Origin of the sequence: Mycobacterium xenopi (assembly GCF_009936235.1) — a bacterium.
Taxonomy (GTDB): Bacteria; Actinomycetota; Actinomycetes; order Mycobacteriales; family Mycobacteriaceae; genus Mycobacterium; species Mycobacterium xenopi.
Window position 1 is genome coordinate 969,214 of record NZ_AP022314.1, and the last position, 13,724, is coordinate 982,937.

Here is a 13,724-nt window from a genome sequence, read left to right on the forward strand (position 1 = left end):
GCGAGCGGACTGGGTCGCGGTAAATATGAAGGCCATCGGTCAGCTTGTATCTGCAGTGTCGCCACCGACCCCCGGGTCCGCACGCCGTCTAAGGCTGGCGACGCAACCGAAGAATGGCTGACGGCGTACCTCGCCAAAAATGTGCCGGGCGCGGTCGCATTGTCCGTGACGCCGCGAGGTGGCACTACCGGAACGACGGACCGGCGCAGGCCCGCCGTCGAATGGAACGAGGCTGCCAAAGCGGCCGGTAAGCCGTCGCAGCTGTTCGTGAAGAGCACGCCTCTGACGGCGAAGAACCGTGCGATGGTTGCCGCACTCGACATGGCGGTCAACGAGGTTTGCTTACCAGCAGGTCGCGGGCGAGTTGGATGGTTGTTGCACCGAGGGCCTGGTTCTCCCGCGCGGCCGTCGGTGCCCGCTGCCTCCTCATCCTCGAAGACGTTGTTGCCCAAGGTACGCAGCCGTATGCACTGGCCGACCGCTGTGAGATCGAGCATGCCCGCGGTCTGGTCGACACTTTCGCCAGCCTGCATTCCCGATTTTGGTCGAGCCCACGGTTCACAACCGACTTACGATCGGCACGAACCTGGAAGCCCGCGGCCGGGAACGCGATACTGAGGATGTTCTACCGCCGCGGAACGCGGAGCCCAATCGCCCTGGATCGGCCCGAAACCACCGCTGCTGTCCGCGCTGTCGCGGCGAAACTAGACGCACATGCCGACACTTACTACCAGGAGTTCGAGTCCAGCCCGCTGACCCTGCTGCACTGCGATTCGCACCTGGGAAACACCGCCTCGATGCCTGATGGGCGCTCGGGTTTGCTTGACTGGCAAGTGGTTTGGCGAGGCCCAGGGTTGCGCGAGGTGACATACTAGATGACGACCAGACTGGAGCCGGACGTGCGCTGATCTTACGAGGGCGAAGTCTTGGACCGTTACCTTGATGCGTTGCGCGCCGCCGCCGCGCCGCAGTTCTCAACCGCTTGGGCCGTTGATGGACACGAGTGCGGCCCGGTGTTCGGCCACGGTGCCGTCGAATGCCTCGTCGACCTTGATCCGGCGCAACAACAGGTGCAGGTCGTGTTCCCAGGTGAAGCCGATGCCACCGTGCACCTGTAAAGCGGTGCTGGCCACCTCGCTAGCCGCCGACTTGGCGTAGGCTGCGGCTGCTGATGCGGCGCGTGTACGTGCCCCGTCCGGAGCGCCGTCGAGTGCCACCGCAGCCGCCCATAGGGTGGATCGCCCGGCCTCCACGGCCAGCACCATGTTGGCGCAATGGTGCTTGACTGCCTGGTAGGAACCGATGGGCGCCCCGAACTGCTGGCGTTGCCCGGCGTAGGTGGCCGTCATCGCCAGTAGCCGGGCCGCGGCCCCGAGTGCGTCAAGCCCGCGGTGTACGGCCAGTGCGTCGCGGACATAACTGAGCGTTCCGGCCGGTAATTTCGTCCACTCTTCGACGACCGCGTCGAGGTTCAGCCGCGCCCATGAGCGCGTCAAGTCGAGGGTCTTCATGCCGACCAGTTCGGCATTGCGAAGCACTGCTAGATACTCGCCTTTCATGGTTTTACCCACGACCACGAAGCTGGCCATTTCGGCCGCCATCGGTACCGGGCTCGTCGCGCCACGTAAGGTGAGAGCGTCTCGCTCGATGAGGCCAACCGGTCCACGTGCCAGTCCGGTCAGCAACTCGCCCTCGCCCGCGTGAACGCTCTCTGCATGCCCGGCCTGACTGAGCAGCCAGGTCGCGAGCGCGAGGTCGGCCAACGGTAGCGAACTCGCCGCATATCCGTGCGCTTCGCTCAGCACGGCGAGATCCATGTGTGTCCCACCGACCTCAGGCGTTAACAGCGCCAGCAGTCCGGACTCGGCCGCGTGCGCCACTGCGGCGGGATCGATGGTGATCGGGACGTCGTCCCCGGCCGCGCGGATGCGCGCGATGGGATCGTGACGGGTCAGCCACGAGCGCTCCGACTCGGCAAGCTGTTCTTGTTCGTGTGTCAGCCCGAAATCCACCCTCATCTCCAAGCTAGGAAGTTGACCTAGTAAACCATGTAATCTACGTTAGTAGCCAATGACAAGCCTCGATGATGCGCTTGCCCGGCTGTGGACGGCCGACGATCTCGCCGACATGCTCCAGCAGGATGGCAGGTGGGTGCGCTGGGGTCAGGTGCGTGAGCTCGCCGAGCGGATCGACCGCGAACTGGGCGCCGCGGGTTGCGCCGGAGGCGGCCGGGTCGCCGTCGTGCTGGGCAACCGCATGGAGTCTGTCGCTGCCCTGATCGCGCTGTTTCGCGCCGAACGAATCCTCGTCACCGTCAGCCCGCTGCAACCGCCGCACCGCCTGAGCGCCGACCTGGCCACCACCGGAGCCTCGTACGTGCTGGCTCCGGACAAGCTGTGGTCGGAGACCGCATTCCGCGGAGCCGTTGCCGAACTGGGCGCGGCTGGCTGGAGTGTGGACGGCGACGCGGTTGAGTTGCGGACCACGGCGAGCCGCGAGCCCCGCGACGGTGACCCAGCGGTCGCGATCGAGATGCTGACCTCCGGCACAACCGGGCCGCCGAAACGAATCCCGTTGACCCGCCGACAGCTTGAGGCGTCTCTGGCCGCGGCGCTGCGGCACCACAACCGACCAGAAGTGCGCGACAAGCCTCCATTCACCGGCGCGGTCGCAATGGTGACCATCCCGATTGTGCACATCGGCGGGTTGTGGGCACTGCTGCAGTCGCTGGTGTCCGCGCGGCGGTTCGTGCTGCTCGAGCGGTTCACGGTGGCGGGCTGGCACACGGCGGTGAAGGAGCACAAGCCGATACTGGCCGGATTACCGCCTGCGGCAATCCGCTCGGTTCTCGACTCTGATATTCCGCAGGAGGATCTTTCCAGCCTCCGTGCGGTCAATGCAGGCACCGCACCGGTGGACCCGGCCCTGGTCGACGCCTTCTACGAGCGATACGGGATCCCGATCCTGATCGTCTACGGCGCCACCGAGTTCTCCGGTGCTGTCGCCGGGTGGACGGTGCGGGACTTCCGGGCGCGGTGGGCTCAGAAGAAGGGCAGCGTCGGGCGAGCGTTCCCAGGCGTGCGGCTGCGGGTGGTCGATGACGACGGAGCGGTCCTGCCCACTGGCCGGTCGGGGCGGCTGCAGGTCGCTTCCCCGCAAGTGGGTGGAGGCGCCAACCGCTGGGTGACTACCAGCGATCTGGCTCATCTCGATGAGGATGGTTTCCTGTATATCGACGGGCGTGCCGATGATGTGATTATGCGCGGCGGGTTCAAGATCGCGCCGGAAACCGTGGTGACGGTGTTACGGGGCCACGACGCCGTCGCCGACGCGGCGGTCGCCGGCATGCCGGACCAACGGCTTGGTCAGATCCCGGTCGCCGGTGTGGAGCTGCGCGCTGGTGCCGCGACGACGCCCGACAAACTGCGGGAGTACTGCAGGTCGGCGTTGGCTCCGTACGAGGTGCCCGCGGAGATCTACATCGTCGACGAGTTGCCCCGCGGCGCGGCATTGAAAATCGACCGGCGCCAGCTGATTGCGATGCTCGAATCGCTCCGGGAAGAACCCCGGGTGCGCGCGTCGGAACAGACCCAGTAAGAATTAGTAATATATTAAACTGTTTAAGGAGAATTTCGTGGCTCAGGCTGTAATTGTGGAGGCGGTTCGGCAGCAGTCAGTGCACTTCGCTGCCGCCGGCGTGGTGGCCGGGCACTATGACGTTGTGGTGGCCGGCGGCGTCGAATCAATGTCGCGAGTGCCGATGGGATCCTCGACCGCTGTAGGGGTGACCTGTTTCCGCAGCGGTTTATGGACCGTTGCGGGGATTTCCCGAACCAGGGGATAGCCGCTGAGATGATCGCCGTGCGTTGGGGATTCGACCGCACCACCCTAGATGAGTTTTCGTTGACGTCGCATGAAAAAGCTGCAGCGGTACAGGATTCTGGCGCGTTCGACGACCAGATCGCGCCAATCGCCGATCAGGATGGCAACCCGGTGGTCAAAGACCAGGGCATTCGCCGCGGCACGCCGATCGAGAAGCTGGCACAGCTAAAACCTGCGTTCAAGGAGGACGGGGTGATCCACGCCGGGAACTCCAGTCAGAGTTCCGATGGATCGGCGGCGCTTTTGCTGATGACCGCGGAGAAAGCCGGGGAGCTGGGCTGCACGCCGATTGTACAAGTACACACCGCGGCGTTAGCGGGCGCCGACCCGGTGATCATACTGACTGCGCCGATTTTGGCCACCCAGAAGGCTCTGCTGAAGTCCGGGTTGAAGGTCGGCGACATCGGCGTGTTCGAGGTCAACGAGACATTTGCGCGCGTTCCGGTGGCCTGGCTTAAGGATATCGGCGCCGATGAAAAGAACCCCAACCCCAACAGCGGGGCACTCGCGTTGGGCCATCTGCTAGGCGAATCGGGCTCCCCCATCATGACCACGATGCTGTACCACATGCGCGACAATGGAATTCGCTACGGACTGCAGACCATGTGCGAGGGCGGCCAGGCCAACGCGACCATCCTCGAGCTGCTGTGATCAGTCGGTTTTTCCTGCCTTAGAAGTGAGAACAGAAACGGAAAACACGGGAGAAACATGGCCGAACGGGTACAGGACAAAGTCGTTCTGGTGACGGGTGGAGCTCGCGGCCAGGGTCGTAGCCATGCAGTCAAACTCGCCGAAGAGGGAGCTGACGTCATCGTCTTCGACATCTGCCAGGACATCGAGACGAACCGTTATCCGCTGGCCACCCGGCGCGACTTGGAAGAGGCCGGGCTGGAGGTGGAAAAGACAGGGCGACGGGCGATCACCGCCGAGGTGGATGTCCGAGATCGAGCCGCGGTGAGCAGAGCACTGGCCGAAGCGGTGGCGCAGCTCGGCAGGCTCGACGTCGTGGTGGCGAACGCTGGCATCTGTCCGCTGGGCAGCGACGTTCCGATAGGCGCCTTCGCGGACGCCTTCGACGTCGACTTCATCGGCGTGGTGAACACGGTGCATGCTGCGCTGCCGTATCTGCAGGCCGGCGCTTCGGTGATCACGATCGGCTCCGTTGCGGGGCTGATCGCCGAAACAGCGGCCGGCAGCGTCGGTCCGGTCGGCCCAGGCGGTGAGGGGTACAACCTGGCCAAGCAGCTGATCGACCGCTACACGAGGGCACTGGCGAAACAACTTGCGCCGCTGTCAATTCGGGCCAACGTAGTGCATCCGACCAATGTGAACTCACCAATGTTGCACAACGATCTGATGTACAAGACGTTTCGCCCTGATCTGGAGCACCCGACGAAAGAAGATGCCCTGCTGGCGTTTCCAGTGATGCAGGCAATGCCGATTCCCTACGTGGAGCCCGAAGACACGTCCAACGCGGTGTGCTTTCTGGCCTCCGACGAGTCTCGATACGTCACTGGGCTGTCACTGCGGGTCGACGCCGGGGCGACACTGAAGTTCTAGGGAGGACATTATGAGCACTACAGAAACCTCCGCGAAATCGGACGCCGACACCGCGGCGATCGAGGGCCGGATCACCGACGAAGACATTGCGCGGGCGAAGGCGCAGATCGGCATCCCGGTCAACCAGCGTGATGAGGCGTGGAACAAACTGCCGAGCGCTGATGCGATAAGCCATTTCGCTTTTGGCTGCGGTGACGACAATCCGCTGTTTCATGATCCTGAATACGGTGCGAAAACCCGCTGGCACGGCCAGATCGCGCCGCCGACGTTTCTGATCAGCACCGGTCTAGACCAGACGCCGAAATTCACTGACCCGCAACGCAAGAAGCTGTTCCGTGGCCTCTTCCGTGGCACAGGCAAGTACTACGCCGGGGTGAAATGGACTTGGTATCAGCCGGTGTATGCAGGACGGCCTGTGCTGTGCGAGACCTACACACTCGATGTGCAGGTCAAGGAGAGTCAATTCGCTGGCGGGCGTTCGGTCAAGGAGACATACCGCTACCTGTATGTCGACGCCAACGGCACTCCGATCGCGACGCGCGACGAGTCCTACATCAGCGCCGAACGCCACGGCTCGAAGCGGTCGGGCAAGTACTCGCACATCGAACGAAAACATTGGACGCCGGAAGAACTTGCCGAGGTCGACGCGGTCTATGATGCCGAGGTTCGTCGCGGCGCCGAACCGAACTGGTGGGAGGACGTAAAGATCGGCGACGAACTGACCCCGGTGATGAAGGGTCCGCTTACGGTCGTCGATATCATCAGTATGCATATGGGTTGGGGCTGGGGCGGTTACGGTGTCGGCCCGCTCAAGTACGCTCACAAACTGCGTCAGCGCATGCCGGCGTTTTATACGCCCGACGAGTACGGTGTACCCGACGTGGTGCAACGGCTGCACTGGGATGCCGCGCGGGCGAAGGAGCTAGGCATTCCAGCCCCCTACGACTATGGACAGATGCGGGCTGCCTGGGTCAGTCATCTACTGACCAATTGGATCGGCGACGACGGATGGCTGGCCGAGATGGAGTTGCAGCTTCGAGGTTTCAACTACCACGGCGACGTCCACAAGTGCACCGGTGTGGTGACCGACAAAGGGTCTGGCCCAAGCGAACCGGTGACAATTGAGGTAGCCGCGACTAATCAACGCGATGAGACGACCACCAAGGGCACGGCCAAGGTATTGCTGCCGTCAAAGCAGACGGGGGCCGTGGCACTGCCGGTGCCCGACGAGGAGTTGAGACGCCGAGGGGCGCAGCTTGTCTCACGGATCGCGGGACGTGTCGGAGAGGAACTACGCCGGTTGCACGGAGAATGAGGATACCATCAAGCGGTTGGTTTTCGAGCCCGAGCACGAGCAACTGCGGCAGACTGCACGGCAGTATATTGAGCGCGAGGTGGCGCCGAACGCCGAGAAATGGGAACGCGAGCGGATCGTCGATCGTTCGGCGTACGTGGCAGCCGGTAAGTACGGCCTGATCGGATTCAACATGCCCGAGCGTTACGGCGGTGGCGGATCGGACGACTTTCGATTCAATGCCGTCATCAATGAGGAACTCGCGAAATGGGGATCGGTCGCCCCGGCGCTGAGCCTGCAGAACGACGTCGTCGGCCCCTACTTCAAAACGCTGGCCACCGACGAACAGAAGGAGCGTTGGCTGCCCGGCATCATCACTGGGGAGACCATCGTCGCGATCGCGATGACGGAGCCCGGTGCGGGCAGCGACCTGGCCGGTATCCGAACCTCGGCTGTACGCGATGGCGACGACTGGATCATCAATGGCTCCAAGACCTTTATCTCCTCCGGGATCAACTGCGATCTCGTCGTTGTGGTGGCGCGCACCGACCCGGAGGCCGGACATAAGGGCTTCACGCTGCTGGTTGTCGAGCGGGGGACGAAAGGCTTCACCCGCGGGCGCAAGCTCGACAAAATGGGTCTGCACTCCCAGGACACCGCCGAACTGCACTTCGAGAATGTTCGCGTCCCGGCGTCCAACGTGCTTGGGCAGGAGGGGCGCGGCTTCTACCACTTGATGCACAACCTGCCCTCCGAACGGTTATCCATCGCCATTTCCGCGATCGCCGGGGCCCGCGAAACCTGGCGCCAAACTCTGCAGTACGCGAAGGACCGCAAAGCTTTCGGTCAACCGATCGGAACGTTTCAGCACAACCGCTTCCTGCTCGCGGAGATGGACACCGAACTCGAGATCGGCGAGCAATACATCGACCGGTGTCTTCAAGCTGTGGTCGACGGCGAGTTGACCGCGGTGGAGGCGGCCAAGGCGAAATGGTGGTGCACGGAGCTGGCCAAGAAGGTCATCGACGGTTGTGTGCAGCTGCACGGCGGCTATGGCTATATGAACGAATACCGTGTCGCCCGCGACTACGTCGACTCCCGCATCTACACGATCTTCGGCGGCACCACCGAAATCATGAAGGACATCATCGGCCGCGATTTGGGCTTGTAGGACGACGCATGAACGGTATTTCGTGGCACCGAGACGGAGGCGTGCTGCGGATTGTGTTAGACCGACCAGACAAGCTCAACGCGGTCAATACACCCATGCTGAAGGAGCTGAAGGCGCGGGTCAACGACGGTCACGACGAGTCAGTGCGTGTCGTGGTGCTCACCGGCGCCGGACGCGCGTTCTGTTCGGGCGGCGATCTCACCGGCGCCGACACAGACGGCGCCGTTGTCGCCGCCAACGAGATGGTGCAGGCCATTGCTGGGCTCCCTAAGCCGGTCGTGGCCGGTGTCCACGGAGCCGCCGTCGGCCTCGGTTGCTCGCTGGCGTTGGCATGTGATCTGGTGGTCGCTGCCCGGTCGGCATTCTTCCAGTTGGCCTTCACCAAGGTCGGGCTCATGCCTGACGGCGGGGCGTCCGCCTTAGCCTAAATCCGTGGATGGTTCCGGTGATTTGATCGGCGTGTGAACAGCGAAAATGCCTTCTGAACTGGGACAATACGAGTGCTGAGGCCGCATTTGTCCATAGTCCGGGAAGGCACTTTCGATGCACTCATCGTATACGTTCACCACCGGATCGGCGGTGTTTGACGAGCAGAATCTGCTGTCGGCGGCCGGGTTGGTGCCAGTGCTGGAACTGGCTGAGCAGACCGGTCTTTCGGAATTGATCAACGAGCGCGTGGATCTGCCGTCGACTCGGGTGAAGTCCGGCGCGGTCAACCCGGCTGGCAAGCTGACCTCGATCGTCGCCGGGATGATGTGCGGCGCGGACAGCATCGATGATGCCAATGTGCTGCGCGCCGGCGGCACACCCCGGGTGTTCAACGAGGTATATGCCCCATCGACGTTGGGGATCTTTTTGCGCGAGTTCACCTTCGGGCATACCAAACAACTCGCCGCAGTGGCCCGCGAGCATCTGATCGCACTGGCGGCGCGCACCCGCTGCTGGCTGGCGCCGACGAGCGGATGTTTTTGGACATCGACTCGCTGCTGCGCCCGGTCTACGGCCACGCCAAGCAGGGCGCCTCCTTCGGTCATGCCAAGATCGCCAGCCGCGCGCTGCTGCGGCTGGGCCTGTCCCCACAGATCACCACCATCTCCACGGCGACCGCCGCGCCGGTGATCGCCGAGGCGCAGCTACGGAGCGGCAAAGCCGCCTCCGGGCGCGGTGCCGCATACCAGCTCAAGCAGGCGATCACCACCGCGAAAGCGATCAACCCCGACGCGCCGATCCTGGTGCGCGGCGACTCAATGTTTGGCACCAAGAAAGTGATCACCACCTGCATTCAGCGAGGCGCCGAATTCTCCCTGTCGATCAGCCGCAACAAGCGCATCAACGCCGCGATCGCCGCCATCGACGAGGCCGCCTGGACCCCGGTGCACTACCCGGGCGCGGTCGAAGACCCCGACACCGGGGCGTTGATCTCCGATGCCCAGGTCGCCGAAACCCCCTACACCCTGCGCCTGGCCCGCGGCCGAACACTGACCGTGCGGCTGGTAGTGCGCCGGGTCAAAGACGCCCGCCACCTGGATGCGTTGTTTCCGGTGTGGCGCTATCACCCGTTTGTCACCAACTCCGCGCTGCCGGTCGACCAGGCCGATATCACCCACCGACGCCACGCCATCATCGAAACCACCTTCGCCGATTTAATCGACGGCCCACTGGCACACATCCCGTCGGGGCTGTTCGCGGCCAACTGCGCCTGGCTGGCCTGCGCGGTGATCGCCCATAACCTGCTGCGCGCCGTCGGCACCCTCGCCGGTGGCCACCATGCCGTGGCCCGCGGGGCTACCCTGCGCCGCGACCTGATCAACATCCCGGCCCGCTTCGCCGCCCCGGCCCGCAAACCAATGCTGCACCTACCCGCCCACTGGCATTGGCGAGCCAGATGGAAGGCCCTGTGGCACAACGTCATCGGTTACCCGATCGCGCAACCCCGCGCCGCCTGACCCCACCTTCCAAGCCCTGTCCGCCCCGCCATCCCAGGCCCGACCCAAGGAACCCAAAGGAAAGCTGGTACAGGCCAGCGGATCACCCACGCCCCACCGCGCCACACTCGGCCGCATCCCAAAACAACCGCGTCGACGGCAACACGAAATCACCCATCCACGGATTCAGGCTTAGTTCCGGTAGCGATCGGCCGGGCGCGCGCAGCGCGGATGGCTATCCTGGCCGAAAAGATTCCAGCGGCAACAGCCTTTGAGTGGGGCATGATCTCACATGTGGTCGACGACGAGAGCTATGACACTGAGTTGGCGACGGTCGTGCAGGCCCTGGCGAGTGGGCCGACCATGTCATACGGTTGGCTCAAGCGAGCCTTAAGCGAAGCGACGCTCTCGGCACTTCCAACTGTGAGCCGCCTCGAAGTCGAGGGCCAGACGGCGCTGACTCGTACGGCCGACTTCCTGGAGGGCGTCCGGGCATTCGTCAAGCGCCGCAGCCCAAAATTCCAAGGGCGGTAACCTGAGTCGCCATCGGATGGCTCTACCGCCTCGCGTGGCAACGCTCGATAAGAATGCGCGCCAATGTTTTTGGATGACTGATCATTACGTCGTGGCACCCCGGGATGGTGATCACCTTGTGGACACCTCCGAGTGCGGCGATGCTGTTGCGCTGAGACCGGACTGACAGCGCCCGGTCGCGGGTCGTCATGACCCACGTCCGGGGGACGTCGTCGGGCAGGCCGCTGCGATCGACAGGTTCGGCTGGAATGCGGACCGATTCGGTGTAGAGCCGCGACAGCGTGAATCTTCGCTGCTCGCGCGTCATCCCGTTGCAAAACGCAAACCTTGCCGCTGCTGTCGGCACCTTCGTCGGCTTGCCCTTGGCCGCACCGCGGCGGGCGAACCAGGCCAACGGACCGGCCAGCGTGTCCACGATGGCCGAGCCCTGCGGGGGAACGAACGCGGTCACCAGGATCATTTCGCGTACTCGGGGTGAACCAAGCTTGGCCACCACGCCCGGCACCGTTACCCCGGCCATCGAATGACCGACGATGATGATATCGCCAAGTCCGGCCTCCTCGATGTCGGCGATGATGGAATCCACCCACTCGGCGATCGTGGCGGTTGCCAGGTTGCCGGGCTTGGCTCCATGACCGGGCAGATCGACAGCGAGGACCCGCAATTCCGGCACCAGCCGTCGCAGCTCGGCGACAGTAAGCTCCCAGCAGTCGGCGGCGTGTTCGCCGCCGTGGACCAAGACCAGATCAGGTAGCGACATGGCTGTCGTACGCTCTCCAAACGTTCGGTCGCAGATGTCGACGGTTCCTGGACACCCAGCCTAAGGATAACTAGGTTAAATATCTGTAGATTTATCGGGTTGTGATTGGCAAAGGATCCGGGTTGATCAGCCTGGCAGAAGAACAGTTGGCGCCCCCGGCCACCGTGCAACCCACCGGGGTCTGGTTTTTCAATTGGGTGATCCCCTTCGTGGGAAGTGTCTTTATCTTGCTGGCAATCGCCGATGTGATTCGTCGGCGCCGGCTGACGTGGGGGTTCTTGTTCCTGTTCAACAGCATGGCGGTGTACTGGATGGAAACCGTCGGCGACTGGGGCCAGATGCTGTTCTATAGCCCCGCGTTTGCCCGGCACCATTTGCTGGACTGGCTGCCGATTAAGACGCCTAACGATCCGCTGTTCATGCCGTTCGCCTACGCGGTGTACTGGGGCGTGCACGCCATTTTGGTGCTCTGGCTTAGTCAATGGGTGTCGTCACGGCTGGGGTGGAGCATGCTCAAATCCATGCTTATGCTTGCCGTACCGGTCAACTACGCATGGGACTTCCTTACCGAGGGCACCGCCACCGCGGTGGGATGGTGGACCTACGATCCCGGGTTGGGGCCACTGATCGAATGGCACAACGGTGGGCGCATCACCCTGCTGTGGACCATCGGCCTGATGTGCATCTGGCCCAACCTCATCGCATACTGGGCGGGTAAACCGCCGATACGCGGGCTAAACCACTTGGAGCGCTTCTGCCGCTTGGAACGCTTCACCGTGCGCAAACGGACCGCTAGCTGGGCCGGGACGTCCATGTCCGGGACGGGTGGAGCGGCTGTTGCCACCAGGCCCGCCCGCCTCACCAAGCAGCAGGAATTCGACAATTACCTCAACTACGATGTGGCGATCCCCCGCTGGCGATTTGAATTGCTGAGGCTGGGTGCTTGGTTCATTGGCTTCCAGGTTAGTTTCTTCGTGTTTCTTATTGTCCCGCTGGTTGCGTTGCGTGCGTTGACCGGCGCCGACAGCCCCTACATTCCGTGAGCCGAAAGGACGTACAGTGAAGCGTGGCCGCGACTACAAGTGGGCAAGCATGAAGGACATGCCGGCGGAGTTCTTTCTTCCGCCAGCAACAGACGCGGCCCTGTGGGCACAAACCGCCAAGCTGGTGGCGGGATGTGTCGCATTTATTCTGATACTCGCCGTCATTGTCACACTTACCCAAGGCATCGTCATCAAAGTGTGACGGCTAAGTGCGCGTCTACTAAGTGGATTCACGGTGATGCTTGTCGGGGCCAGCACCGGGTTAGCGATGTCCTAATAGAGGTCAGTCCGGGAGTAGTGGGTTGAATTGATGTCGTTCGACTATAGACAGCTTTGCGACAAATGGTATCGCGAAGGCTGGTTTTCGGACCGGACGTGTATCGATGCCTTCTATTGCGAGATCCGCTGAATTTGGTTCCACCCCGGTGGTTTTCGTCACCGGCTCAGCAGTCCAGACGCTTGCGGTGGAGGAAATCCACAACCGTGCCAGGGCATTGGCTGCTGCTTTTCAACAGCTCAGCGTGTGCGCTGGCGACGTCGTGGCGGTACAGCTGCCGAATTGCGTCCAGTGCGCCGTTGGCATTTCAGGCGGTGCTTCTGTGCGGGGCAGTGCTGGTGCCGATCGTCCAAATCTATGGTGTATCGGTCAGTGCGAGCGGCGCGGCTCGTCCACTCGCGATGTGCGATCTGCTGCCGGATGGTTGACCTTAAAATGACGTTGCTTCTGTGACTGGGCCGCGGACTCGCTAGGCCATGGCCGACAGTGTGGCAATCGGCGTTGCTGCTAGCAGGCCACCTTGATCACAAATGTGCCAGTCGTCCTGGCGCTCGGGTCGTTCTGTCGGAAACCGTCGGCACTGCCGCGGATGATGTAGGTCTGCCCTCTCATGGTCGCGTGTGCCTGGCCCTGGAGACCTTCCACGTAGCTGCCCGTGAACCCGCCCAGGCCGTGGATGCTGACCGACTTGGCGTTAAGGGCATCTTTATTCGACACGAGTGCGTCAACGCCCGCAGCCGCTGTGCCCGTCGCGATCGTCGTTAACGACTCGATCGATGTGCAACGCACCGTGTGCGTCTCAGGCATGTCTTTGTTGTCAATCGTCACCTGCGCCGTTCCCGGAGGCAAGGTTCCCGGCTGTGCCGGCGGCAGCGATGAGCATGCGCCGATGGCTAAGAGGGCCGAGCCGAGTGCCCACCTGGCAGCGAATCGGTTCCACACGAGCCCACCTCGTTCATTGGAGTTCATCGGGGCATCTGTAGTACGTCCTGTACGGAAAAATGTAACCCTCTGTCGGCCGGGCCAGTGGCCGATCGCTGCACAAGTCGGTAATTGTGCGACATGGCGGTATTCACACCCGATGCCTTAGAGGCGTATGTGCGGTGTCGATCGTCAAAGAACGCATCGCCGTGCATTCCGGCTCGCGATACCGACTTCGGGTGCGTGGGCCTCCACCGGTGAGATCCGACCGTGATTCGCAGAGTCGCCGGGCGGTCACATAGTGAGGGAATGTGATCCAGGTCTCGACACCTACTCGAACCCCTGATACTCTATGCC

General features: G+C 63.0%; 11 protein-coding genes and 2 pseudogenes. 10 read left to right on the plus strand and 3 right to left on the minus strand.

Going from position 1 to position 13,724, the window contains the following annotated elements; genetic code table 11:
- Positions 1–974 precede the first annotated feature (974 nt).
- Positions 975–2,012 (minus strand): acyl-CoA dehydrogenase family protein, encoded by a 1,038-nt coding sequence (locus tag MYXE_RS04415; RefSeq protein WP_085193951.1) that lies wholly within the window; start codon positions 2,010–2,012, stop codon positions 975–977.
- A 58-nt stretch (positions 2,013–2,070) separates the two neighbouring features.
- On the opposite strand from MYXE_RS04415, the gene MYXE_RS04420 reads away from it, so the two are divergent.
- The 8 genes and pseudogenes from MYXE_RS04420 to MYXE_RS04455 all read left to right on the plus strand — a co-directional run bounded on the left by MYXE_RS04420 (position 2,071) and on the right by MYXE_RS04455 (position 10,366).
- Positions 2,071–3,597, plus strand: a complete 1,527-nt coding sequence (locus MYXE_RS04420) for a class I adenylate-forming enzyme family protein (protein WP_085193935.1) — start codon at positions 2,071–2,073, stop codon at positions 3,595–3,597.
- 70 nt (positions 3,598–3,667) lie between these two features.
- Positions 3,668–4,533, plus strand: a pseudogene (locus MYXE_RS04425) (thiolase family protein); the annotation flags it as partial.
- A 57-nt stretch (positions 4,534–4,590) separates the two neighbouring features.
- Positions 4,591–5,442: a mycofactocin-coupled SDR family oxidoreductase gene (locus tag MYXE_RS04430; RefSeq protein WP_085193933.1), complete on the plus strand. Its 852-nt coding sequence runs from the start codon at positions 4,591–4,593 to the stop codon at positions 5,440–5,442.
- Between the two features lie 10 nt (positions 5,443–5,452).
- On the plus strand, positions 5,453–6,757 hold the full coding sequence (locus MYXE_RS04435) for an FAS1-like dehydratase domain-containing protein (protein ID WP_085193931.1): 1,305 nt from the start codon (positions 5,453–5,455) through the stop codon (positions 6,755–6,757).
- Between the two features lie 7 nt (positions 6,758–6,764).
- Positions 6,765–7,907 carry an acyl-CoA dehydrogenase family protein gene (locus MYXE_RS04440; RefSeq protein ID WP_085193949.1) on the plus strand — a complete coding sequence of 381 codons (1,143 nt, stop codon included), beginning with the start codon at positions 6,765–6,767 and terminating at the stop codon, positions 7,905–7,907.
- Between the two features lie 8 nt (positions 7,908–7,915).
- On the plus strand, positions 7,916–8,335 hold the full coding sequence (locus MYXE_RS04445; protein ID WP_085193929.1) for an enoyl-CoA hydratase-related protein: 420 nt from the start codon (positions 7,916–7,918) through the stop codon (positions 8,333–8,335).
- Positions 8,336–8,450: 115 nt separating this feature from the next.
- A pseudogene (locus MYXE_RS04450) lies at positions 8,451–9,853 on the plus strand (IS1380 family transposase).
- Between the two features lie 210 nt (positions 9,854–10,063).
- A complete protein-coding gene (locus tag MYXE_RS04455; protein ID WP_112649982.1) occupies positions 10,064–10,366 on the plus strand; it encodes an enoyl-CoA hydratase-related protein in 303 nt (100 codons plus the stop codon).
- Positions 10,367–10,388: 22 nt separating this feature from the next.
- Here the strand turns inward: MYXE_RS04455 and MYXE_RS04460 are convergent, their stop codons facing one another.
- Positions 10,389–11,126 (minus strand): alpha/beta fold hydrolase, encoded by a 738-nt coding sequence (locus MYXE_RS04460; RefSeq protein WP_085193022.1) that lies wholly within the window; start codon positions 11,124–11,126, stop codon positions 10,389–10,391.
- 122 nt (positions 11,127–11,248) lie between these two features.
- On the opposite strand from MYXE_RS04460, the gene MYXE_RS04465 reads away from it, so the two are divergent.
- Both MYXE_RS04465 and MYXE_RS23580 read left to right on the plus strand, forming a co-directional pair.
- Positions 11,249–12,169 carry a hypothetical protein gene (locus MYXE_RS04465; RefSeq protein ID WP_161552044.1) on the plus strand — a complete coding sequence of 307 codons (921 nt, stop codon included), beginning with the start codon at positions 11,249–11,251 and terminating at the stop codon, positions 12,167–12,169.
- A gap of 16 nt (positions 12,170–12,185) precedes the next feature.
- Complete coding sequence (locus MYXE_RS23580) at positions 12,186–12,371, plus strand: DUF7156 family protein (protein ID WP_085193023.1); 186 nt, start codon at positions 12,186–12,188, stop codon at positions 12,369–12,371.
- A gap of 582 nt (positions 12,372–12,953) precedes the next feature.
- Here the strand turns inward: MYXE_RS23580 and MYXE_RS04470 are convergent.
- Positions 12,954–13,415: a lipoprotein LpqH gene (locus MYXE_RS04470; RefSeq protein ID WP_085193025.1), complete on the minus strand. Its 462-nt coding sequence runs from the start codon at positions 13,413–13,415 to the stop codon at positions 12,954–12,956.
- Positions 13,416–13,724 lie beyond the last annotated feature (309 nt).